Here is a 23,547-nt window from a genome sequence, read left to right as displayed (position 1 = left end):
CGCCGGCGCGTATCCTCCGCCGCATGTCGATCCCGTCCCTCGCGTCCTACTCCCTCCTCGGCCGCAGCGGCCTGCGCGTCAGCCCGCTGTGCCTCGGCACCATGACCTTCGGCACCGAGTGGGGCTTCGGCTCGCCGCGCGACACCGTGTTCGAGCTGATCGCCCGCTACCTCGACGCCGGCGGCAACTTCATCGACACCGCCGACGGCTACACCGGCGGCACCAGCGAGAAGCTGATCGGCGAGTACCTCGCGGAGAGCGGGCGCCGCGAGCAGGTCGTGCTCGCCACCAAGTTCTCCTTCAGCGTCCAGCCGGGCGACCCCAACGCCGGCGGCAACTCGCGCAAGCACATCCGCCGGGCCCTCGACGCCTCGCTGCGGCGCCTGCAGACCGACTACGTCGACCTCTACTGGCTGCACGCGTGGGACGGCCTCACCCCGGTCGAGGAGGTCATGTCGACGCTCGACGACCTCGTGCGCGCCGGCAAGGTCCGCTACATCGGCCTGTCCGACGTGCCCGCGTGGTACCTCGCGCGCGCCCAGACGATCGCCGAGCTCCGCGGCAGCGAGCGGCTGGCCGGGCTGCAGCTCGAGTACTCGCTGGTCGAGCGCAACATCGAGCGCGAGCACATCCCCGCCGCGCTGGCGCTGGGCCTCGGCCTGTGCCCGTGGAGCCCGCTCGGCAGCGGCATGCTGACCGGCAAGTACGGCCGCGCCGGCACCCGCGCGGAGGGCGAGGGCCGCCTGGTGATGATGCAGGCCAGCGGCAACCCGGCCTTCGAGAAGCTGATCTCCGAGCGCAACTGGCAGATCGTCGACGTCCTCGTCGAGGTCGCGCGCGAGCTCGGGCGCCCGCCCGCCCAGGTCGCGCTCAACTGGGTCACGACCCGCCCGGGCGTCACCTCGACGATCATCGGCGCGACCAAGCCCGCGCAGCTCGACGACAACCTCAAGGCGCTCGAGTTCACGATCCCCGCCGAGCTCGCCGCGCGCCTCGAGGCCGTCAGCCGGCCCGAGACCGTCCACCCCTATCACTTCTTCTCGCCGGGGATGCGCGGCATGCTCACCGGCGGCACCACCGTGCAGGCCGCCCCCGCCTGGTACTGGCCGCGCTGATCGCCGCGCCGCCGCGGCCCAGGCCGCATCGTCGCCGCCGCGTCAGTACACGAACGGGATGATGCGGTACGGCACCTTCTCGCAGTAGCGGTCCCAGTCGGCGCCGTACTTGCGCTGGCACATCGCGTGGTCGCGGCGCTCGCGGTTGAGCAGCAGCGGCGCGAAGTAGATGAAGTAGAAGTACGGCACGACGCTGCCGACGCCGCACGCGAGGCACCACGCCAGCGCCATCGTCAGGTCGCCGAGGTAGTTGGCGTGGCGCGCGAGGCCCCACCAGCCCGACAGCAGCAGCTTGGTGCCGCGGGCGGTGTCCATGGCGACGGGGATCTCGCCCCAGATCGGGCGCGTCGGGTCGCTGCGGAACCGCGTCTTCTGCAGGTTCGAGCTGCGGAACACGTAGTAGCCGGCGAAGTTCATGACGATGATCGCGGCCGCCGCGAGGGTCGGCAGCTCGGGCCGCGCCTCGAGCACGTACTGCTGCTGCAGCGTGAAGTTGAACGGCATCCACGCGAGGAACGCGAACCACAGCATGAAGCCGAGGTTCTCCTCGATGATGTCGATCGTCGACAGCAGCGCCGACTCGAACACGAAGAACTCGAAGATGTAGAACAGCTGGCACAGGCTGACGACCAGCATCGCCGTCGACAGCTCGCCGTGCTGCTGCAGCTCGGCCGCGGGCATCAGGATGGCGAAGGCGCCCCACGTGCCCATGCCGATCCGCGACTCGAAGAAGAACTTGAGGTCGTGGCGACCGATCCGCGGGTTCTGGATCGCGCCCATGTAGAAGTCGTAGACGACGTTGCCGGTGCTGCGCTCGAGGTGCGCGCGGCGACGGCCGGCGACGTAGGTCAGGGCGGCGGCGCCGACGGCGAACAGGACCGAGATCGTCAGCAGCGGCCCGAGCTGCGCCAGCACGGCGGTCGGCGACACGACGTCGGCGGCGATCCCGAGGACCAGGAGCCCCGCCGTCAAGCCGAACGCGACCAGCCCGTTGAGGCGGTACTCGGCCCGCTCGCCGCCCGCGGCCGGCCGCCCATGCACCACCTTCGCCGGCACGACCACGTAGAGCAGCGCCTGCAGCCCGAGCCAGGCGGCGAACATCGCCGCGGCCTCCCACGTCGGCGCGGGGATCATCGCCGACAGCTCGGTGGTCGAGCGCGGCAGCCACAGCGAGCCGCCGTGCTGCGCCACCGCCGACCACAGGTAGAACGTGACCGTCGGCATGACGATCGTCAGAAGCAGCGCCCCCCAGGGGCCGCCGAATTGATCGGGTCGGGTCTTGTCGTGCGCGGGCTCCGAATGGCCGGTCGTCATCGGCAGCGACGATAGTGGCCGGCGGCGCGGATCTCCAGGCCGGGCGAACTCCCGGCGCGAGAGCATGCTCGCCCGGAGCCGCGACGACGAGCGTCGCCGGGCCGCCCCCGTGCCGCCTCGTCGCGCACCCTCTCGCTCGTCCCTGCCGGACGACCTGCGCAACGCGTGGTGATCCCGAGCACGAGGCCCACGCCGGGGTGATCTCCTGACCCGACGCCCGCGAATCGCGCGGCTGCACGCCGGATCGCTGCGTGCTCACGCGTGGTCGTCGCTTCGACCGCGCCGCTCGCGGCCGTCCGCCAGCCGACCGGCCGTGACGGCGAGCTTGCGCAGCCGTCCCGTCCCCTCGCCGTCGAGCCGCACCCGGGCGGGTCGCCGAGCGCCGTCATCCGCGAGCGGGCCCACGAGCGAACCCCCGGGCCCCTGGCGCGGCGCCACCGGGGCGGACGCGCCGTCCTGGCCCGACTCGCTCGCTTCGCCGTGCTCCGCCGCGCCCTTCACCGCACAGCCCTCGGGACATGCTCTATCGAGCATGTCCTTCGTGACCTGTCCCCAGGAGCATCTCAGCTCCAGCCGCGGCCGCGGGCCAGCGCCGTCAGCTCGAGCCCGGCCGTCTCGCGCAGCCAGTGCTCGATCAGGCGGAACGACACCGACAGCGGCGGCGGGAACACCAGCGAGCCGTCGGCGAGCGAGCGGACGATCTCGTCGACGGTGAACCACCGGGCGGCCTCGAGCTCCGGGCCGACGCGGAGCTCCGGGCCCTGGGCCTCGGCGGTGAAGCCGAGCATCAGCGACGCCGGGAACGGCCATGGTTGTGACGAGTGGTAGTCGCACTCCGCGACCACCACCCCGCTCTCCTCGAACACCTCGCGGCGGACCGCGTCCTCGAGCGTCTCGCCCGGCTCGACGAAGCCGGCCAGCGTCGACCAGCGGTTCGCCGGCCAGCTCGCCTGGCGGCCGAGCAGGCAGGCGTCGCGCCAGCCGACGATGACGATGATCGCCGGGTCGGTGCGGGGGAAGTGGACGATGCCGCAGGCCGGGTCGGTGCAGCGGGCCTTGTGACCGGCCGACACGAAGATCGTCGGCGACCCGCAGGCGCCGCAGAAGCGGGCCCTGGTCTGCCAGTGCAGCAGGCCGCGGGCGTACGCGAACAGCCCGGCGTCGAAGGCCGGCAGCGCCAGCCCGGCCGCGCGCAGGTCCATCCATTGCCCGCCGAGCGCGCTCGCCAGCGGGTCCTCGTCGTCGCCGCCGGCGTGGGCGACGGCGAAGTGGGCCACCTCGTCGGCCTCGCCGAGGTAGCACACCGGCGCGGCCGCCAGCCACGCCGCTCGCTCCGCCTCGGCGAGCAGCCGCAGCCCGCGGCGCGCCGCGTCGACCAGCGCCTTGCCGTCGGGCCGGACCACCGCGAACCGCGTCGTCGCGGCGACCCTGCGCGTCTCGATCCACCCCTCGTCGTCGCGGCGCTCGCTCGCGCGGTCGAGCGCCAGCGCGGCGAACACGTTGTTGCGGCTGCGGGCGCTGGCGGCCACGGTCAACCTCTCTCCTGCGCGCGCCGCCGCGAGCGCGCGCGGCCGGGGCTGGGGCGTGGACGCGGGGGCATCGGCGGGGGGCAGCATGCCGCGTCCGTCACCGCGGCGCCAGCAGCCCCGGCGCCGCGCCGGTCGCGGCGCGGCGCGGCCGCCCCGATCGGCCCGCCGACCGCCCACGCGGCGACCCCGCGAGCGCCGGCGCCATTGTCATGACATGTCCCATCGGACATCCGAGCATTCACCGCACCGCGACCGGCGAATTACCACCGCGCACGCCACGCAGAGGTCCCGCATCCGCGGAAGGTGGGGACTTCCAACCCCTGAACAAAAGACTAGCATCGGCGCGCGATACCGCGTACAAGGGGCGCGGAGCCACTCCCCACATGTCGATCACGTTCTACTACAACCCCATGTCCTCGGCCTCTCGCGTCCAGCTCACCCTCGCGGAGCTCGACATCCCCCACGAGAAGGTGTTCATCGACCTGCAGGCCCAGGATCAGCGCAAGCCGGAGTTCCTCAAGCTCAACCCCAACGGCAAGATCCCGACGATCGTCATCGACGGCCAGCCGATGTTCGAGTCGATCGCGATCCAGATCTACCTGGGCGAGCGCTTCGGCGTCGAGCGCGGCCTGTGGCCGGCCCTCGGCTCGCGCGAGCACATGCAGGCGCTCACCTGGCTGTGCTGGGCCCAGGTCTCGCTCGGCACCCCGCTGTTCACCTACATGCACAACGCCGGCGACTGGGCGCCCCCCGAGGCCCGCAACGCCAAGCAGGCCGAGACCTCGCTGGTCGAGCTGCACAAGGCGCTCGAGGTCCTCGACGCCCGCATCGGCGAGGTCGGCAACATCGTCCACGCCAAGTGGACCCTGGTCGACTCCGACGTGTGGAGCGTGCTCGGCTGGGGCCTGCAGATGGCCAAGGTCGACGGCGCCAAGTACACCCACCTGAGCGCCTGGCTGGAGCGCGGCAGCAAGCGCCCCGTCGCCTGCGCCATGATGGCCGAGGAACAGAAGCCCCAGTGAGCCGCCGCGCCGCGGCCTGCCCGGCGGGCGCGAGTCGCATGACCGTCGCGGGGACGACACCGCGACAGTCCGGTGATTCACGCGAGACCGGCAGGCCCGCGCGACTGCCATGACTCGCGCCGACGAGTCGCTTGATTCACCTCGGCGCGGGCGCCATGATTCGCGCCGCGGCGCCGACGAGTCGCTTGTTTCACCTCGGCGCGGGCGCCATGATTCGCGCCGTTGCGCCGACGATCGCTTGATTCGCCCCGGCGCGGGCGCCATGATGCGCGCCACCGTGTCGCCCCGTCGCACGATTCGCCCGCCGCGCGCGTCATGATTCGCGCCGCTGCGTCGCCCCGTCGCGCGATTCGCCCGCCGCCGGCGCCATGATTCGCGCCGCTGCGTCGCCCCGTCGCGTGATTCGCCTCGGCGCGGGCGCCATGATTCGCGCCACCGTGTCGACACGTCGCGTGATTCGCCTCGGCGCGGGCGCCATGATTCGCGCCACCGTGTCGACACGTCGCGCGATTCCCCCCGGCGCGGGCGCCATGATTCGCGCCACCGTGTCGACACGTCGCGCGATTCCCCCCAGTGCGCCGCGGCTCTTGATGCGCGAGACCCCGACTGGTCGCGAGTTCATGACTCGGACCGCGCACGTGTCCCGCGCGGGCGTAGCCCGCCCGGGCCGCGCCCGCGCCCCGGCGAGCTCTATGGTCCACGCCGGCCGGCTCACGACCGCCGGCGACGCCACGCGAGCAGGCCCAGCCCCATCAGCGCGAGGCCGCCAGCCGGCGATCCGCCGGCGTCGCACTGGCAGCCGATCTCGCCCTCCGCCTGGCAGGTGTTGCCCTGGCACGAGGCGCTGCCCTCTGCGTACACCTCGACCTCCAGCAGGGCCTTCAGCGCGTCGACGCAGGCGTCGAGCTGGTCGCCGACGTCGACGAATTGCCCGTCGCAGAACAGCGCGCCCTCCGGCCGCTGGCAGTGCACCTTGCAGCCGCCCTCGAGGTCGGCCCGGCAATTGGCGTAGCCGCCGGCCTGGCAGTCGACCTGGCAGTCGATGTCGGCCTGCGCGTCGCACGAGCCGGTGCAGGCCGCCTGGCACTTGGCCTCGCAGTCGACCTCGGGCGGCGTGACCTTGCACTGCCCGTCGCAATCGGCCGAACACGTCGCCTCGCACGAGGCCTTGCACTCGGCCATGTTCGTCGAGGCCGAGCAGTGACCGTCGCAGTTGGCGCTGCAGTCGGCCTGGCAGGCCAGCTGGCAGTTGAACTCGCCCGGGTCGACCTCGCAGTCGGCGCGGCAGTCGGCCTCGCAGCTGCCGACGCACTCGACGCTGGCCTCCGCGTCGCACTCGCCGGCGCATTCGGCCCGCAACTCGGCGGCGCAGGCGGCCGTCAGGCTCACCGGCTTGCACATGCCCTCGCACACCGGGCCGACGTAGATCTCGCACTCGGCCCCGCCTTGCACGAAGATCTCGCCGCACGGCGCCAGCGTCGACGCGGCCCGGACCTCGGCGGCCAGCAGCAGCGGGGTCGCGAGGGCCATTGTGTGGAGAAGGACGGAGAATGTGCGTCGCATGATGAGACCTCGTGGGAGCGCCGATGCAATTGCACGCGATCGGCGGCCGGGCCAGCTCCGACGCGGACGCCGACCGGTCAGTGAGCGAGCCCAGCCGGAACGATGCAGTCGAGGCGACGCGTGAACTCGAGTTCCCCCCGGCTCGCCGTGCAGCGAGCAGACGGCGAGCGAGCGGCCGAGGCCGTCCGGAGCTCCGCCGACTCCGCCCGGCGCAATTCGCGGCCCTGCGATCTCTCACCGGCCGCTGCACGCCCCGCGAACCTCGTCGCTCCGATGAATCCGACGAGGCTGCGACAGGCGTGCGCCCGATGTGGCCCGCTCGCCGCGCACGCTCCCCCGCGGTCGAGATCGATCGCTCCCGCGGATCCATCGAGCAGTCGCCACGAACGACGCGATGGACCCCCACGATCGACCGCAGCGGCGAACGAGCCGGCGCGGCTCGCCTCGGCAAAAATTCGGCCTCGACGACGCGCGCGGTCCCCTGCGACACCGGCACACCGCTCGGCACCCGCACCCCGAGTCGGCTCGACCCCGAGATCGCCATCATTCGCGCCCGCGACCTCGTGTGATTCGCACCCGAAAGCATCTTCGCCCCCGAGATCGCCTCGGCCCTGCTCCCCTCCACGCCGCAGCCGACGGCCAATTGAGCGAGACCGCGCCACGCGACTGCGCGGGGCAGTCTGCGCGGTCGCGAGCACGCTCTGCGCAGGCAGGCCGCTCACCTCCGGGAAGCCGACCGATAGCATCGTTACGATGGCTTTCCTCACCCTCCTGGCGCTCGCGCTCTCCAGCGCTCCCCCCGAAGCCGCGACCCCCGACCCCTCGATCGCCGCCTGGCAACCGGCCGCCGAGCCGACCGTCGCGACCGAGCAACCTGTCCCGCAGGACAGCCCGCCACCGGCCAAGGCCGAGCCCGCTGCGGCGGCCGCACCTGCCGCGCCACCGTCGACGGCCTCGGCGTCGACGCCCGCCCCTGTCGACGGCAAGCCGCCCGACACCCAGCCGGTGCTGCGGGCCGCGCCCGGCAACTGGGGCATGACCTTCATCTTCGGCGGCCTCGGTCCGCTGTCGATCGCGGGCCACGGCGATCAGCCGCTGGCCGACGGCCTGATGTTCACCGAGATCGGCGTCCGTCGCGTCTTCAAAAAATTCGTCCTGCCGTTCTCGTTCGGCGCCGGCATCACCCATCGCACGCGCGAGGGCACCACCCGCCCCGAGGTGTCGGCGGGCGTCAGCGGATCGATCGCCGTGCTCAAGGGCTTCCGCGTGTGGCGGCGGATCGCCCCGTACACCGGCGCCTTCCTGCACGTCCACTACATCGACGCGCCCGGCCCGAACAACTGGCTCGTCAACCTGTCGGTCGGGCCGATCCTCGGCATCGAGTACTACCTCGCCGACCGCGTCAGCCTCTACGGCCAGGGCGTGTTCGCCATCGGCCCCGACATCTCCCGCCAGTCGGTGCAGCTGGTCGCGCGCGCGATGATGGCCGCCGGCGGTCAGCTCGGGCTCACGTTTTATTTCTAACCACAAAGACATGTCCTCTTGGACATCTGATTCGCCACGCCCCGGCCGGTTTGCCGCCGGCCGGGCGGCGTGCCACGCTTCCGTCCCGTGATTCCCCGCCTCGGTCGCGTCGCCGCAGCCCTGCCCGTCGCCTGCGCCGGCTGCATCTTCCCGCTCTCGTCCGACCCCACCGCCACCGACGCGAGCACCGCCGCGCCCGCCAGCGCCGCGACGAGCGACGACGGGCCGGGCACGAGCGAGCAAGACCCGACCACGGGCGTGGAGCCCGGCACCGCCGGCGCGCCGACGACCGGCACCGGCAGCGGCGATCCGCCGGGCACCAGCGGGCCCGACGACACCGGCGAGCCGCCCGGCACCAGCGGGCCCGACGACACCGGCGCGGAAGACCCCGCGCGGATGCCCCTCGTCACCGAGGTGTGGGAGTTCGAGGCGATGGATCTCGGCGACGTCGACGGCGACGGCCGCCTCGACCTCGTCACCTCGGGGACGGGAGCCCCGCCGCGCGTCACCGTCTACCCGGGCCGCGGCGACGGCACCTTCGATCGCGACGCCGCCGTCGACACCCCGCTGTTCGCCTTCTCGCAGTTCGTCGTCGCCGACGTCACCGGGGACGGCCGCGCCGACGTCCTGGCCCATGGGACAGGTAGCCCGCCGCGCGTCACCGTCTACGCCGGCGGCGACGACCTCGCCCTGTCCGAGCTGGCCACCACCGAGCTGTTCGTGTTCGACCACATGCACGCCGGCGACCTGACCGGCGACGGCCGGGCCGACCTCCTGATCGGAAGGGGCGACGGCCCGTCGCCGTGGGTGCAGGTGTGGCCCGGCACCGCGGGCGGGCTCGCCGACGCGCCCGTCTTCGAGGCGAGCCCGTGGGCCTTCGCCCGGCTCCGCAGCGGCGACGTCACCGGGGATGGCAAGGTCGACCTCGTCACCGCCAGCACCGGCTCTCCGCCGCAGCTCCACGTCCACCCCGGCGACGGCGCCGGCGGGGTCGGCGAGCCCGCGATCTCCGAGGTCTATAACCTCTCCTGGTTCGACCTCGGCGACGTCGACGGCGACGGCCGGGTCGACGCCGCGACCGACATCCCGAACAACCCCTGGCGCTTCCAGATCTACCTCGCCACCGCCGACGGCTGGAGCGACGCGACGGCCTACGAGGGCCATCACTTCCTCCGCTTCGAGCTCGGCGACGTCGACGGCGACGGCCGGGCCGACCTCGTCGCCCACGCCAGCGGCTACCCGCCCCGCGTCGAGGTCTACCTGGCGTCCTCGCTCCTCTGAGCGGACATGTCCTTTCGGACATAGACCGGCCGCGACCTGCCGCCCCGAGGCGCGAGCGCGCCGGACCCGCGCGATGGGCGAAGCCGACGATCTCCGTCCGCGCGTGCGCGCCGAGCTCGAGCTCGAGGCGGCCGATGTAGGTCGAGACGTCGTCATCCTCGACCATCGCTCCGACGCCGGCTTTCTGCCCACCCGGCCGGCTCTTCGTCCCATCAACCTGTCCCCAAGGACATCCTCTACCCCGCTCGGCCCAGCGCGGCGAGCATCGTCGGGTTGTCGATGAAATATTCGACGCGCGCGACGAGGCCGTCGCGGATCTGCCACACATGGGCGATGGGCACGTCGAAGCGGCGGCCGCCGGCCTTCAGCGCCCCGCGCGAGCGGCCGAGGGCGACCACGTGTTCGCCGGCGTCGATGAAGCGCTCGAGCGCGAGCGACGAGTCGAGCGCGTGCATGAGCCGGGCGAAGAACTCGCGCACGCCCGCGTGGCCCTGGTAGCGATCGCCCCACGGCACCTCCGGGGATTGAGCGATCTGCACGTCGGGCGCGTACAGGGCCAGCGCCGCCGCCACGTCGCGGCGGCCGTACGCCGCGTACACCTGCTTCACCACCTCGACGTTGGCGCGCCCGCTCGCCGCGCCGGGGAAGTGCTCGATGTGCCGTTCGCCGCGGCGGCCGTGGTACACCACGTGCTTGCCGGCGATCCACACGTCGTAGCCGACGCAGCCGGCGGCGCGGGTGCGGCGGACGAACTCGGGGTAATTCACCGCGCCCTGCTGGGCCCCGCGCACGGCGGCCTGCACGGCCAGGCCGTCGAACTCGGCGCCGATCGCCGGCTCCTGCAGGTCCAGCGCGAACGCGTGGGCCTGGTCGTCGGCGGTGTAGTACACCGACCGGCCCGCGCGGTAATCGACGTGGTACGCCTCGACCCCGGCCGCGGCCAGCCGCGTGACCACCGTCGCGAAGTCGATGGTGCCCGCGTGCGACCGGCGGGCGCAGTCCTCGATCACCTGGAGGTTCGCGCGCTGATTCGTCATGTCTCGTCCTCGCTCTCGGCCCTAATCGATCGGGGCGCTCGTGAGGTTGTGCGCCCGCGCGAGCGCCTGCAGCACGCGCAGCAGCTCGTCGCGGACCGGTGGCGGCAGATGGCCGAAGAACTCGTGGTCGTTGGCGTCGGCGAGCCGGGCCAGACGCGGCACCAGGGCCCGCCCGCGGGCCGTCAGGGCCACCCCCTGCTGCCGGCGGTCGACCTTCGACGGCGAGCGCGTGGCCAGCCCCTTGTCCTCGAGGCGGTCGATCAGCTTCGACACCGCCCCCTTCGTCATCCCCAGCGACTGCACCAGCGCCCCCGGCGACCCGCTCCCGAGGCGGTACAGCTCGCGCAGCACCACCCATTCGGAGACGCTCACGCCGCACGCCTCGACCTTGAGCCGGAACGCGTGCGAGACCTGGTTGGACACCAGCCGCAGCCAGTAGCCGAGGTGCGCCTCGAGCCCGCTGACCTCCTCCTGCCCGCGCGTCGTCATCGCCGAGTCATTGTAGTTTCCGAGGAAACTAATGTCAAGGCATCTGGGCGCTGCGCGCGTCTCGACCGGCGGACGGGGCGCGAAACCGCAGCCCTCCCGCCGGCGCCACGGGCGGTCCGCCGACCGGAGATGTCCGCAAGAGGCGCTCCCATGCAAACGAACACCGTCGTCGTTGGCCGCTTGTTCCCCATGGGGAACAATCGGCCCCGGAGAAGCCCGAAGAATGGATCAGTTGCCGGCGATGCGGGTGTTCGCGCGCGTGGTCGAGGCCGGCAGTTTCAACGCTCGCCCCATCCACTCTACATCAGAGACCCGCAGAACCGCCACGTGACCGCGAAGCTGCGCGTGTTCGTCGACTGGGTCACCGCGCTGTTCGCCACCCTATACTGAACATATGTCTTTCTGGACATGCTCTGAAGAGCATGTTTGAAGGGCCATCCACACCGCCAGGCGCGCCCTCGCAGCCGGCGCGGGGAGGAGCGCCGCGCAGGGGTTCCCGTGCAGGGCCCCGCGGCCGGCGAGCTCGCGACCGCTCACGCTCGCGGCGCAGCGACCGATCGAGGGACTCGTGGGCAGCGCTCGCCGCTCCTGCAAAGGCATTAAAAGCGTCCGCTCGCGTCCAGCGGCCTGTTCCGCATGACGCGGGCCGGTCTCATCATTCGCGCCAGGCCGGCCGCCAGGCGCCGCTCCGCGGCGCGCGCGACCGCCAGGCTCGCTTGACGGCGAGGGCGGCGATGCTACGAACCTCCGCGGTCCACCTGCCGATGAGGAGGAGCGCCATGACGTCGAAGCGGGACAAGGAACGAGGCGAGCGCAGCGAAGAGGCCCGGCCGCGTCAGCGAGAGGCCGGCGGAAACAGGGACGAGAACGAAGAAGAGGGCCTGTCCAGGTCGGCGAAGCGGGCCAAGTGGATCCACTCGGTCGACGAGCACGAGGACCGGCCCGGCCAGACGCTGGCGACGCGCAACCACGACGTCATCTGCCGCTGGGCCGAGGAGCGCGGGGCCAACCCGGCGACCGTCAGCAACACCGAGCACGGCGGCCGCGCCGGCGTCCTCCGCTTCGACTTCCCGGGCTTCGGCGGGGAGAACCTCGAGGAGATCGAGTGGGAGGAGTGGTTCAAGCCGTTCGACGAGCGGCGGCTGGTGTTCGTCTATCAGGAGCACCGGGCCAACGGCGAGCCGAGCAACTTCTTCATCCTCGACAACCCGAGCCGCGAGGACGGCTGAGCGCGCGCGGCTCGCCGGCCGCCTGTCTCGTCGGCCAGGCGCCGGCGGGTCGCCGGCCGCGCGATCCGAAGATCCGCCGATCGCGACGAAATCGGCGCTCTGCCGCGGTCCGGAACGGTCGCCTAGCCTCTGATCATGAGACTCCGACCGCGACGGACCGAGGCAGGTGCCGCATGACGGACCCTGCGACCGACAGCAAACGCTGGGACGAACGCTTCCAGGACCCCGAGTACGTGTTCGGCAAGGCGCCGAACGCCTTCCTCGCCGGCAAGGCGCACCTGCTCCGCCCCGGCGCGCGGGCCCTCGTGCTCGCCGACGGCGAGGGCCGCAACGGCGTGTGGCTGGCGGAGCGAGGGCTGGACGTGCTCTCGGTCGACGTGTCGAGCGCCGCCCAGGACAAGGCGCGTGCGCTCGCCGCCGAGCGGGGCGTGCACGTCCGCTTCGAGCAGGCCGACCTCGCCGCGTGGGACATGGGCCGCGCCCGCTTCGACCTCGTGGTGGCGATCTTCATCCAGTTCGCCCTCCCGCCGCTGCGCGACCAGCTGCTCACGCGCATGCAGGCGGCGCTCGCCCCGGGCGGCCTGTTGCTGCTCGAGGGTTATCGCCCGGAGCAGCTCGGCTACCGCACCGGCGGGCCGCCTGTCCCCGAGTACATGTACACCGCCGAGCTCCTGCGGCGCGTGTTCGCCGAGCTCACGATCCTCGAGCTCGTGGAGCGCGACGTCGAGCTCCACGAGGGTCACGGCCACCGCGGCATGTCGGCGCTGATCGACCTCGTCGCCCGCAAACCTTGACGGCGCGCGACCGGCGAAGGGCGCGACCCCGCGACGTCACGCCGGCTCGCGGTTGCCGCTCGCCGCCGTCACGCCGCACCGACAGGCGCACGGCGGTCGGCTCGGGGTCGCCGGCGCGCCGGACCGCGAGCAGCGCCGCGGTCACCGCGAGGCGCCGGGAAGCGACCGAGCACGAGCGCTGGCCGCCGTCGCCGTCACCCGTCAATGCGAGCCGCCGAGCTCGCGGATCATCGCCAGGAATTGCTGCCGGGTCTGCGGCCCGAAGGCGGGGGCGCGGCGGCGCAGGCGGGGCTCGGCCGCGACGCGCTGCTTGTGCTGCGCGAGCGCGTCGGCCTCGATCGCGCAGCGCTGCGCGGCGGGGTCGATGCCGTAGACCGCGGCGGCGTTGAGGCCGAGGATCTTGGCCTTGACGTCCTCGGTCAGCGGCGGATAGCCGTGCTTCTCCTGCAGCTCCTCGGAGATCGTAAAAGCGCGGAAGGCGTCGAGCTGGCCCTGCGGCGAGCCGAACCAGATCGAATCGGTGCCCCACAAGATCCGCTCGGGGCCGAAGTACTTGAGCAGCTTGCCGATCGCGTGCTGCGCGGCGACGGGCCGGCTCATCAAGTGTCGCCAGGTCGCGCCGAGCTCGGCCCACACGTTGCCGTCCGGGCCGATGCCGTGCTCCATGCAGGTGCGGATCAGCCGGTCGATGCCGGCGCCCTCGGGGTCGTAGGGGCCCTCGGTGACGCCGGTGTCGTACGCGGAGTGGTACACGAGGAACTTGAGGTCGGGGTACGCCTTCGCGGCCGGGCCGACGTCGTCGGGGCGCGCGAACGCGGGGTCGGTGTCGAACAGCGGCAGGCCCTTGTGGGCGCACACGATCTTCACGTCGAGCTGGCGCGCGCGGTCGAGGAAGGCCCGGCCGGTGTCGTCGTCGAGCCGCCAGTCGCCCCACAAGGTGTAGACCTTCCACGCGGCGATCCGGTGGACCTCCTTCTGCTGCTGCATCCGCTCGAGCGCCTGCTCGCCGCGCTCGGGGTGGACGAGGCCGTGGATCACGAGGCGCTCGGAGTGCGACAACTGCTCGATCACCGCGCGGGTCGCCGCCTGCTCGGCGGTGTCGAGCGGGTGCTGGCCGGGCTCGGCCGGGACGTTGGACAGGACCGCGACGTGGGTGTCGCTGTTGACGAAGATCTCGCGGATGTAGTGCTCGCGGTCGAAGCATTCGACCTCGTCGCTCGCGTGGCACCATTCGGTCGGCAGGCTGGCCATGAAATGTTGCCAGCGCTCGTCGGTGTCGCGCCAGGCGCCGCGCGCGTCGACGTGGTGGGTCTGGACGTCGAACACGAATTGCCCGCCGGCGATCGCCTCGCAGGCGCGCGCGGAGTCCCAGGTGCTCGGCTCGTCGAGGACGTATCCGCCGCCCGTCGGGCCGCCGCCGGGCCGACAGCCGCCGAGCTCCTGCAGCACGAGGAGCGCGGTCGCGGTGCCGGCCGCGCTGTCGAGGAAGGCGCGTCGCGACACGCCGAGGCGACGGCAGCGGACGTCGACCAGGTCCCGGAAGCGCGCCTCGGCGCGGGCCTGCGCCGCGCCGGGCTCGTCGGGGACGAACTCGCCGTTGGAGCCGGCGGTGAACGGAATGGGGGACACGAGCGGCGGGTCGATGAGCGATTTGCGCGGCATGGGGACCTCGCCCGGAGAGCCTTGTTCAGCTCGCCGCGCTCGCACTCCGATCCGGTCCCGCGCGTGCGCTCCGCGAGGTACGGGCGTGGGGCGGCCGACCGCCCACGGCGCCGCTTCGGGGGCCGCGGGAGCCGGGGGCGGCGCCGGGCGACGGCGCGCGGAGGGTCGAGCGCGAATGAGCCCGCCGGCGGGCCGGGCGGCGCGCGCCGACGAATTGCGACACACAGGATCCGCCCATGTCGCGCGCCTCGTCGATCGTGCGGATCTCCGTCCACGGCCGTGCCACTCGCTACCGGCGGATCGAGCCGGCCGCCGGCGGACCACCGCTCCTCCTGGTCCACGGGCTCGCCTGCTCGAGCGACGCGTTCTTGCCGACGCTGGCGCACCTCGCCGAGAGCCCGCGCGGCGGCCTCGTGCTCGCGGCCGACATGCCGGGCTACGGCGAGTCGGCCGGCCCGCGGCGAGCCCTGGGGATCGCCGAGCTCGGCGAGTGGCAGGCCCGCTTCCTCGACGCCGTCGACGTCGAGCGCGCGCACGTCGTCGGCAACTCGATGGGCTGTCAGGTCGCGCTCGCGCTGGCCCGCCGGTTCCCCGAGCGCGCGGCCTCGCTGACGTTGATCGGGCCGACGACCGGCGACGAGCTGCAGTCGCTGCCGCGCTACGCGCTGGGCCTTCTGGCCGACTCGCTGTTCGAGTCGGTCGCGTACAACCTCACGCTGCTGCGCATGGCGGCGCAGATGGGCGTGCGGCGCTACGTCGCGACGGTGGCGGCGATGCTGCGCGACCGCCCGCTCGCCCGCGCGCAGGAGGTCCGCTGCCCGGTCCTGGTGCTCCGCGGCCGGCGCGATCGGATCGTCCCCGACCGTGTGGCCGAGCAGCTGGCGGCGGCGCTGCCCGACGGCCGGCTGGTCCGCGTGCCGCGGGTCGCCCACGCGCTGCAGTTCGACCGGCCGGCTGCCCTGTGCGAGCTGCTGTCCGCGTTCGTCGCCGAGGTCGAGGACGCCGAAGCCGGCGATGTGCGCGAGGTGCCCTTGGGCAGCCGCGCGGGCCGTCGCGGTTGAAGCAGGAGCGCCGCGCGCCGGCGCGAGCGGCCTGCACCACGGATGTCATATCGGCCGGATGCGCAGCGACATCCGCGTCGTGAGGGGCCGGCCGCGCGCGCGTCGATCCGCCGCGCCGGGTCCCGCGGCTATCTCGGCGTCATGTCGAAGACGTTCTGGCTTCTGTCCTCCCTCACCCTGATCGTCGCCTGCAACCATGGCGAGAGCACCGAGACGGGGCCCTGCTACTACAGCCCCGAGGTCGAGGTGCCGCGCGCCGAGTACGACGCCGCCGAGGACGACGGCGAGCTGTCCGCCGACGAGTGCGAGGCGCTGTGCAACGAGTACCTCGACCCGGAGACGGCCGACGAGATGTACACGCCGCTGCAGGCGCCGGAGTGCATCGTTGAGACGGTCGGCACCCGGCTCGTGAGCATGCGTTGCCAGGTCGAGGCCGGGTGCGCGTGAGCGTTCGAGCCCGTCTCAGCTCGGCTGCACGAACATCAGGAAGATCGCCACACCGGTGGCCACGAAGGCCACGAGCAGGAGCAGCGGACGACGAGCCTCGGCGGGAGAGTCCATTCTCGTGACGCTAGCAGAGGGCCTGCCGGGCGCGAACGAGGCCGCGGCATCGAGTCGCACCGCGCCGGGCGAGCGCGCCGCTTTTTCGCGACATCCCGTCGGCTTGCTGGGCCGGTCACCTCGTCGAAGTCGTGTCATCTGCGGTCACGCCGTCACCGCAGGCAGGGCCGGCGGCGGTCGGACCCGTGTCCTCCCTCTGACCGGCGCCGCACCGCGCCCGCGGGTCACTCGCCGCTCGTGACCCGCTCGATCGCGTCGAGCAGCTCCTGGGCCTGGAACGGCTTGGTCAAAAATGCCAGCGCGCCGGCGCGGAGGCACTGCTTGCGCACGTCGTCGTCGCCGTGGGCGGTGAGGACGACGACCGGCAGCCGCGAGTCGCGGCGGCCGAGCTCGACGAGCAGGTCGACGCCGCTCATCCCCGGCATGCGCACGTCGAGGACCAGCGCGTCCATCGCCTCGGCCTTGCCGGCCTGCAGGAACGCCTCGGCCGAGGCGAACGTCTCGACGTTGAAGCCGGTGGACCCGAGCAGGTTGCCGAGCGAGCGGCGCAGCGACGCGTCGTCGTCGACGATGCCGATCAGGCGTTCGTCGCTCATTGACTTCGCCCTCCGTCGCCCTCTAGGTGGCCGAGGCGCAGGGCGAAGCGCACCAGCTCGGCGACCGACCGGGCCCGCATCTTCTCCATCACCTTGGCCCGCTGCTCCTTCACCGTCGCCTCGCGGGTGCCGAACTCCGCCGCGATCTGCTTGTTGAGCTGGCCGGCCGCCACCCCGCGCATCACCTCGCGCTCGCGGGCGGTGAGCGACTCGTAGCGGCACGTCAGCGCCGCCAGGTCGTCGCGCTCGATCCGGGCCACGCGGTCGCGCTCGAGCGCCTCGCGCACCGCCGCGATCAGGTCCGCCGGCTGGAACGGCTTGGTCATGAACTCGACGGCCCCCGCCTTCATCGCCCGCACCGACATCGGGATGTCGCCCTGCCCGGTGAGGAAGATGATCGGCAACGAGACCCGCGCGTCGGTCAGCCGGCGCTGCAGCTCGAGGCCGTCGAGCTGCGGCAGCTTGACGTCGAGCACCGCGCAGCCGCGCGCGTCGGAGCGGTCGGCCGACAGGAAGCTCTCGGCGCACGAGAACGTCTCGACCTCGAGGTCGACCGACGCGAGGAGCCGGCTCAGGCCGACGCGCACGGACGGGTCGTCGTCGACGACGAAGACCTTGGGGGCCGCTGGAGAGAGGGTCGAGGTCGCGGTCATCAGGAGCTCCGCTGCGAGGGACACGTGATCGCCGTGAGCGAGAAGCCGAAGGTAGCACCGATGTTTGACGGATTGGGCCGGGCCCACAGGCGTCCGCCGTGGCGCTCGATGATCGAGCGGCTGATCGCCAGCCCCATCCCCAGGCCATGGGTCTTGGTCGTGAAGAACGGCTGGAACAGGTTCGCCAGGTCGGTGTTGCCGATGCCGACGCCCCAGTCCTCGACCTCGACGACGACCGACGGCTCGTCGCCCCACTCGACGAACGTGCGAACCGTGATGCGCCGACGACCGGGCTCGACGTCCCGCGAGGCGTCGTTGGCGTTGAGGATCAGGTTCAGGACCACTTGCTGGAGCTGGACCGGGTCGCCGACGACCACCGGCAGGTTCGGCTGCAGGCTCGTCTCGAGCACCACCTCGGCCTGCAGCAGCTGGCGGCGCACGACCGGCAGCACCGCGTGGACCACGGCCGTGAGGTCGCAGGGGTTGGTCTCGATCGCCGAGCGCGACAGCAGCGCCCGGATCCGCCGCAAGATCTCGCCGGCGCGGCTGCCCTCGCCGGCGATCGCCGCCAGCGACTCGCGCACGTGGTCGAGCTTCGGCTGCGGCGCCGACAACCAGTTGGTGCAGGCCGCCGCCTCGGCGATGATCGCCGTCAGCGGCTGGTTGATCTCGTGGGCGATCGAGGCCGCCAGCTCGCCGAGCGTGGTGATGCGGGTGACGTGGGCGAGGTCGGTCTGCGCCCGGTGGAGGGCCGACTCGGAGCGCTCGAGGTCGAGCTCGGCGCGCCGCCGGCACAGCGCGTTGGCGAACACCTCGCCGAGGATCCGCAGGCGCTGGCGGATCGGGTCGGTCCAGTGCTGGTAGCGCGAGGTGCACGCCAGGTTGAGCGAGGCGAGCGTCACCCCGCCGACCACCAGCGGCAGCGCGATCACCGACTTTATCCCCATCGCCTCGAGCGCGAGCCGCTCCTCGCGCTTGTGCTCCGGCATCCGCTCGACGTCGTGGACCGGCACGTCCTCGCCGCGGCGCATCTCGTCGACGCTCTCGGGGAACACCGCGGTCGTGTTCGGCGGCAGCGCCACGCCCGACCGGGCCCACGTGTGCGTGCTGACGGCGTGGGGGCCGGAGGGCGAGAACCAGAAGATGAAGATGCTGTCGACCTCGAAGAAGTTGCCGACCTCGGCCAGCGCCTTGTCGATCTCCGCGTCGAGGCGGTCGGTCGGCGCGGCCGCCAGCCGGCTCGAGATCGAGGAGCGCAGCGACCAGAAGCGGACCCGCGAGTCGAGCTCCATCTCGGCCTGCTTGCGATCTTCGATGTCGGTGCTGGTGCCGTACCACTCGACGATCCCCTGCTCGTCGTACAGCGGCTGCACCCGCGTCAGGAACCAGCGATAGACCCCGTCGGCGCGGCGCAGGCGGGCCTCGAACGAGCCCGGCTCGCCCGCCTGCACCAGCCGCTGCCAGTGCGAGCGCGCCGCCTCCGTGTCGTCGGGGTGGGTCGCGCTCGGGTGGCGCTGCGCCTGCGCCTCGGCCAGCGACAGGCCGGTGTAGTCGAGCCACTGGCGGTTGAAGAACGTCGCCGCCCCGTCGGGCCGCGCCGACCAGGCGAGCGTCGGGATGGTGTCGACGATCCGCGTCAATCGGCCCTCGGAGCGGCCGACCTCGGCGTAGAGGCGCGCGTTCTCGAGCGAGATCGCCGCCTGCGACGCGAGCACGGTGAGCACCGCGATCCGCTCGGAGGTGAACGCGTGCGGGGTGAGCGTGTTCTCGAGCAGCAACACCGCGACGAGCTGCGACTGCTTGGCGAGCGGCAGGCACAGCAGCGAGCGGCAGCGGTGCCGGGCGATGTACGGGTCGTCCGCGAACGGGTGGGCCTGCAGGGCGTCGTCGAGGAGCACGCTCTCGCGGGCGCGCACGACATACTGGATGACCGTCTGCGGCAGCTCCTCCGCCGGCGCCGCGGCGCCGCGCAGCTGCACGGCCACCCCGTCCTTGCCGGTCGTCGCCACCGCGGCGACCATGACCTCGCCGCGCGCCAGCATCACCAGCGCCCCGCGCGTCGCGCCGGCGCTCTCGATCATCATGCGCATCAGCGCCTCGATCAGTCGCTCGAGGACGATCTCGCTCGACAGCGCCTGCGACGCGCGCAGCACCGCCGCGACGTCGAGCCGCTCGAGCAGCTTCTCGACGGGCGACACCGCCGGGCGACCGGCCCGCAGCCGTCGGGCCAGCAGCTCGACCTTGCTGCGCGCGCCCCAGCGGTCGTAGAGGTCCTGCGCCTCGCGGGCGTAGGCCGCCGCGATGGTGGCGAACCCGCGGCGCTCCCAGAAGCGCGCCGCCAGCTCGCCCGCGACCGCCTCGAATTGGACGAAGCCCTCCGCGCGCGCGAGCCCGATCGCCCGCTCGTAGAGGCGCTCGGCCGCCAGCTCGCGGCCCTGCAGGCGGGCCAGCTCCGCCTCGACCATCGCCGCCTGACAGCCGAACGTCTGCGGCGAGTCCTCGGCCCACAGGGCCAGCTGGGCGTGGTGCGCCGCCACCCGCTCGACGTGGACGGCGCCGACCGCCGCGTGGGCCAGCGCGGAGTACAGGTGAAACTCCGCCTCCTCGTAGAACCGCGCCGCGACGTCGAGGCGCTCGCGCGCCAGGGCGGCCAGGGCCACGGCCTCGTCGTAGCGCTCGCGGTGGAAGCAGCCCTGGAGCTCGCGGACCGAGCGGAACACGGCGAGCAGGGCGCCCGAATCGTACGGGTCGCTGAACAGCCGCTCCTCGTCGGCCGCCGGGGCGTCGTCGCCGACGAGCGGCGCGCGGAGGGTGCGGATCAGGTCGAGCTGGGCGCCGATCAGCGCCATGGCGAACGCGGAGCCGGCCTGGCGGGCCACGCCCAGCGCGCGCTCGGCCTCGCGCTGGACCTCGGCCAGCGGCGTGCCGGCGGCCAGGAGGTAGGTGACCGCGAACCCGGCGCAGTACGCCGCGTAGGGGTCGCCGCTCTCGAGCGCCGTCTCGCGGGCCCGCTTGATGATCGCGTGGCTGGCCCCCAGGTGGCTGGTCCACGGGATCACGTTGATCGCGTACACCATCAGCACGCGCGCGGCGTAGCGGTCGAGCCCGCGCTTGTCGACCAGGTCGGCGGAGAGCCGGCCGAACCGGTAGCCGTCGCGGTACGCGGAGAAGCGCGGCCCGATCACGCTGGGCAGCAGCGAGAAGGCCAGCGCCGAGCCGTCGGTGTTGCCGTGCTCGAGGCTGAGCAGGACGATGTGGATGATGAGCAGCGCGTAGAGGTTCTTGTCGACGAAGTACGCCGGCGTCGCGGCCAGCGACAGCACGTCGATCACGGCCCGGTGCCGCGGGTCGGTCATCGGCGGCAGGTCGAGCAGCGACTCGATCGAGCGCTCGCCCATCCGCGCGCGCATGCCCTGGTACTGCGCCAGCACCTCGTCGTCGGTCGACGCGGCCGGCAACGCGATGCCGACGCCGCGCAGATAGGCGCGGCAGATCGGCACCACGCGGTCGAACCGATCGGTGGTCGTGTACAGGTGGATCTGCAGGCACACGATCGCCGCCAGGTCGATCGGGTCGGTCACGTGCGACGCCAGCCGCGACAGCCGCGCCTCGGCCGAGCCGGTGGCGCCGCTCAGCCACTCGCACTCGGCGACGGCCAGCTCGATCGGGAACGCCAGCGCCGGACAGCGCTGCCAGCGGTCCGCCGGCAGCAGCGCGCTCGCCTGCGTCAGGTACTTCAGCGCCTGGGCGTAGGCGCTCGACGCCCGGGCCCGCCGCCCCGCGAGCAGGTTGAGCTCCGCCAGCAGCAGGCGCTCGTCGTCCTCCACCACCAGCGACGCGCCGCTGTTGTACGGATTGACGATGTCGAACACCGCCTCCTCGCGCCGCTCGCTCGGCGTGCCGGCCAACAGCCGCTGCGCGATCCGCCGGTGCGCCGCCGGGCGCTCCGATTCGGCGAGCAGCGCGTACGAGGCCTCGCGCACGCGGTCGTGGAGGAACGAGTAGGCGCCGTCGAGCTGGAACACCAGGCCCGAGCGGATCGCCTCGGCCAGGGCCGCGTGGACGTGCTCGCCGTGGACGAGCTCGAGGGTGCGCGTCGGCGCGGTACGGCCGAGGCAGGCCAGGTCCTTCAGCGCCTCCCGGGTCGCCGCCGGCATCGCGCCGAAGCGCGTCAGCATCAGCTCGACGACGTTGTCGGTGAAGTTCTGGGCCTGGATCCGCGTGACGTCCCAGGTCCAGCGGCCGCTCACCGGGTCGAAGCCGATCAGCGCGTCGTCGTAGAGCGCGGTGACGAACTGGATGGCGAAGAACGGGTTGCCGCTGGTCTTCTCGTAGACGAGCCGCGCCAGCGGGCGCACGTGCTCGCGGCTGCAGGCCAGCGCGCCGCCGAGGATCTTCTCGAAGTCCTGCACCTGCAGCGGCGGCACCGCGATCTCTCGCACCGTCGCCCCGGCCGCGGTCATCCGCGCGATCGCCCGCGCCAGCGGGTGGCGGGCGTCGACCTGCTGGTCGCGGCAGGCCCCGACCAGGAACAGGTGCTTCGCGTCGTCCTGGCGGACCACGTGCTCGAGCAGGTCGAGGGTCGCCTCGTCGGCCCACTGCAGGTCGTCGAGGAACAGCACGAGCGGGTGCTCGGCGGTGGCGAAGACCCCGAGGAAGCGGCGGAACACCGCGTAGAAGCGGTTGTTCGCCTCTTCCGGCGGCAGCTCGGCGACCGCGGCCTGCTCGCCGATGACGAGCGCCAGCTCGGGCACCAGGTCGACGATCAGCCTGCCGTTCGGGCCGACGGCGCGCTGCAGGGACTCGCGCCAGCGCCCGACCTCGGCCTCGCTCTGGGCCAGGATCCCGCGCATCACCGTGCGGAGGCCGTGGGCGAACGGGGCGTACGGGACCTCGCGCGTCGACTCGTCGGCCTTGCCGCTGGCGAACAGCGCGCGCGCCGGCAGCAGCACGCGCCGCAGCTCGTTCACCAGCGACGACTTGCCGGCGCCCGGATAACCCGTGACGAGCACCAGCTCCCTGGCGCCTCCCGCCACCACGCGGGCGAAGGCCGCCAGCAGCGCGTCGATCTCACGGTCGCGGCCGTACAGCTTCTCGGGCACGCGGAGCCGCCGCGACACGTCCTGGGCGCCGAGCTTGAACGGCTCGACGCGCCCGAACGACTGCCACTCGGCGAGGCAGCGCCGCAGGTCGGTGAGCACCCCACGGGCCGACTGGTAGCGGTCCTCCGGCGTCTTCGCCAGCAGCTTGGTGACGATCGCCGAGACCGGCCGCGGGATGCCCGGCAGCAGCTCGTGCGGCGGCGCCGGCTCGCGCGCCAGGTGCCCGTGGAGCAGCTCCGCCGGGTCGGTGGCGCTGAACGGCAGCGCCCCGGTGAGCAATTGGTAGAGCGTGACGCCGAGCGAGTAGAGGTCGCTGCGCGCGTCGATCGACCGGTTCATGCGCCCGGTCTGCTCGGGGGCCACGTACGCCAGCGCCCCCGCGGGCACCAGCCCGCCGACGCTCTGCTGCTCGCGCAGGGACAGCGAGGCGATGCCGAAGCCGGTCAGCCACACCGCGCCGGCGCGGGCGTCGACGAGGATGTTGGCCGGCCGCAGGTCCTTGTGGGTGATGCCGCGGTCGTGGCCGCGGTCGAGGGCGATGGCGAGGCCGATCGCCACCCGCAGGAAGGTCGTCAGGTCCCAGGCGTGCCCGACGAGGCGCGCCAGCACCTCGCCGCCCGGATCGGCGAGGACGAGCGCGGGTCGGCGGCCGCCGTCGCACGCCAGCTCGAGCGGCTGGGCGCCCCACGACGGCTCGATCGCGTGGCGGAGCGCGAACTCGTGCTCGAGCCGCGCGACCGGCCCGAACGCGACGAGGACGGCCGCCCCGTCGCCGCGCCGGACCCCGCGCGCCAGCACGACCTCGCCCTCCTCCCAGAGCGGCACCAGCCGCTCCACGTCGACGGACCTCGGCTCGCCGCCGTCTCCTCCGGCACTGTCGCGGGTGTTTGCCATGTTCGTCGCCCGTGACGACGCGATCGTCCGGGCGGCTCGGAGTCTACCCGAGGGCAGCGGACCGCCGGCCTCGCCGTGAACCCCGACCTTGGTCGGGTAGCCGTCCGCCGATGCGGTGATG

17 protein-coding genes and 1 pseudogene are annotated in these 23,547 nt (G+C 72.9%); 9 read left to right on the top strand and 9 right to left on the bottom strand.

The features are described 5' to 3' along the window. Window positions 1-23: 23 nt before the first annotated feature. Complete coding sequence (locus NAEX_RS22900; RefSeq protein WP_096329602.1) at window positions 24-1,115, top strand: aldo/keto reductase; 1,092 nt, start codon at window positions 24-26, stop codon at window positions 1,113-1,115. 42 nt (window positions 1,116-1,157) lie between these two features. Here NAEX_RS22900 and NAEX_RS22895 read toward each other — a convergent pair whose 3' ends face one another. Together NAEX_RS22895 and nudC are read right to left on the bottom strand one after the other, a co-directional pair. Next, a complete protein-coding gene (locus tag NAEX_RS22895; RefSeq protein ID WP_170135933.1) occupies window positions 1,158-2,429 on the bottom strand; it encodes a phosphatidylethanolamine N-methyltransferase family domain-containing protein in 1,272 nt (423 codons plus the stop codon). A 563-nt stretch (window positions 2,430-2,992) separates the two neighbouring features. After that, complete coding sequence (gene nudC / locus NAEX_RS22885; RefSeq protein ID WP_211302460.1) at window positions 2,993-3,958, bottom strand: NAD(+) diphosphatase; 966 nt, start codon at window positions 3,956-3,958, stop codon at window positions 2,993-2,995. A 383-nt stretch (window positions 3,959-4,341) separates the two neighbouring features. Between nudC and NAEX_RS22880 the strand changes: the two genes are divergently transcribed. Next, window positions 4,342-4,980 carry a glutathione S-transferase family protein gene (locus NAEX_RS22880; RefSeq protein WP_096329598.1) on the top strand — a complete coding sequence of 213 codons (639 nt, stop codon included), beginning with the start codon at window positions 4,342-4,344 and terminating at the stop codon, window positions 4,978-4,980. Window positions 4,981-5,691: 711 nt separating this feature from the next. On the opposite strand, the gene NAEX_RS22875 is transcribed toward NAEX_RS22880, so the two are convergent. Continuing rightward, on the bottom strand, window positions 5,692-6,510 hold the full coding sequence (locus NAEX_RS22875; RefSeq protein WP_096329597.1) for an MYXO-CTERM sorting domain-containing protein: 819 nt from the start codon (window positions 6,508-6,510) through the stop codon (window positions 5,692-5,694). Between the two features lie 786 nt (window positions 6,511-7,296). Here NAEX_RS22875 and NAEX_RS22865 point away from each other — a divergent pair. Both NAEX_RS22865 and NAEX_RS22860 read left to right on the top strand, forming a co-directional pair. Next, on the top strand, window positions 7,297-8,067 hold the full coding sequence (locus NAEX_RS22865; RefSeq protein ID WP_096329595.1) for a hypothetical protein: 771 nt from the start codon (window positions 7,297-7,299) through the stop codon (window positions 8,065-8,067). An 87-nt stretch (window positions 8,068-8,154) separates the two neighbouring features. Further along, window positions 8,155-9,348, top strand: a complete 1,194-nt coding sequence (locus tag NAEX_RS22860; RefSeq protein WP_096329594.1) for an FG-GAP repeat domain-containing protein — start codon at window positions 8,155-8,157, stop codon at window positions 9,346-9,348. A 236-nt stretch (window positions 9,349-9,584) separates the two neighbouring features. On the opposite strand, the gene NAEX_RS50550 is transcribed toward NAEX_RS22860, so the two are convergent. Both NAEX_RS50550 and NAEX_RS22850 read right to left on the bottom strand, forming a co-directional pair. Further along, the gene (locus NAEX_RS50550) at window positions 9,585-10,385 is read right to left on the bottom strand and encodes a nuclear transport factor 2 family protein (RefSeq protein WP_170135932.1); all 801 of its coding nucleotides are present in this window, start codon (window positions 10,383-10,385) and stop codon (window positions 9,585-9,587) included. Between the two features lie 21 nt (window positions 10,386-10,406). Then, on the bottom strand, window positions 10,407-10,874 hold the full coding sequence (locus NAEX_RS22850; RefSeq protein ID WP_096329593.1) for a MarR family winged helix-turn-helix transcriptional regulator: 468 nt from the start codon (window positions 10,872-10,874) through the stop codon (window positions 10,407-10,409). A 288-nt stretch (window positions 10,875-11,162) separates the two neighbouring features. Between NAEX_RS22850 and NAEX_RS54890 the strand changes: the two are divergent. From NAEX_RS54890 to NAEX_RS22840, 3 genes and pseudogenes are all read left to right on the top strand, one after another. Further along, window positions 11,163-11,264: pseudogene (locus NAEX_RS54890) on the top strand (LysR family transcriptional regulator); the annotation flags it as partial. Window positions 11,265-11,653: 389 nt separating this feature from the next. Then, window positions 11,654-12,103, top strand: a complete 450-nt coding sequence (locus NAEX_RS22845) for a hypothetical protein (RefSeq protein WP_211302459.1) — start codon at window positions 11,654-11,656, stop codon at window positions 12,101-12,103. A gap of 173 nt (window positions 12,104-12,276) precedes the next feature. Beyond that, on the top strand, window positions 12,277-12,897 hold the full coding sequence (locus NAEX_RS22840) for an SAM-dependent methyltransferase (RefSeq protein ID WP_096329592.1): 621 nt from the start codon (window positions 12,277-12,279) through the stop codon (window positions 12,895-12,897). A 201-nt stretch (window positions 12,898-13,098) separates the two neighbouring features. Here NAEX_RS22840 and NAEX_RS22835 read toward each other — a convergent pair whose 3' ends face one another. After that, on the bottom strand, window positions 13,099-14,559 hold the full coding sequence (locus NAEX_RS22835; protein WP_096329591.1) for an amidohydrolase family protein: 1,461 nt from the start codon (window positions 14,557-14,559) through the stop codon (window positions 13,099-13,101). A 236-nt stretch (window positions 14,560-14,795) separates the two neighbouring features. Here NAEX_RS22835 and NAEX_RS22830 point away from each other — a divergent pair, with 236 nt between their 5' ends. Continuing rightward, window positions 14,796-15,620, top strand: a complete 825-nt coding sequence (locus tag NAEX_RS22830; protein ID WP_096329590.1) for an alpha/beta fold hydrolase — start codon at window positions 14,796-14,798, stop codon at window positions 15,618-15,620. A gap of 141 nt (window positions 15,621-15,761) precedes the next feature. Beyond that, a complete protein-coding gene (locus NAEX_RS22825) occupies window positions 15,762-16,067 on the top strand; it encodes a hypothetical protein (RefSeq protein ID WP_096329589.1) in 306 nt (101 codons plus the stop codon). A gap of 338 nt (window positions 16,068-16,405) precedes the next feature. Here the strand turns inward: NAEX_RS22825 and NAEX_RS22820 are convergent, their stop codons facing one another. Genes NAEX_RS22820 through NAEX_RS22810 form a run of 3 tightly spaced genes read right to left on the bottom strand, consistent with a single transcriptional unit; the run spans window position 16,406 to window position 23,426 of the window. Continuing rightward, window positions 16,406-16,777 (bottom strand): response regulator, encoded by a 372-nt coding sequence (locus NAEX_RS22820; protein ID WP_096329588.1) that lies wholly within the window; start codon window positions 16,775-16,777, stop codon window positions 16,406-16,408. After that, window positions 16,774-17,430 carry a response regulator transcription factor gene (locus NAEX_RS22815; protein ID WP_096329587.1) on the bottom strand — a complete coding sequence of 219 codons (657 nt, stop codon included), beginning with the start codon at window positions 17,428-17,430 and terminating at the stop codon, window positions 16,774-16,776. Before NAEX_RS22815 ends, NAEX_RS22820 begins: the two co-directional genes overlap by 4 nt. Further along, the gene (locus NAEX_RS22810; protein WP_096329586.1) at window positions 17,430-23,426 is read right to left on the bottom strand and encodes an ATP-binding sensor histidine kinase; all 5,997 of its coding nucleotides are present in this window, start codon (window positions 23,424-23,426) and stop codon (window positions 17,430-17,432) included. The genes NAEX_RS22815 and NAEX_RS22810 overlap by 1 nt, the downstream gene beginning before the upstream one ends. Window positions 23,427-23,547 lie beyond the last annotated feature (121 nt).

The organism is Nannocystis exedens (assembly GCF_002343915.1).
In the GTDB taxonomy this organism is placed as follows: domain Bacteria; phylum Myxococcota_A; class Polyangia; order Nannocystales; family Nannocystaceae; genus Nannocystis; species Nannocystis exedens.
This window is presented reverse-complemented; position numbering and strand designations above follow the sequence as displayed.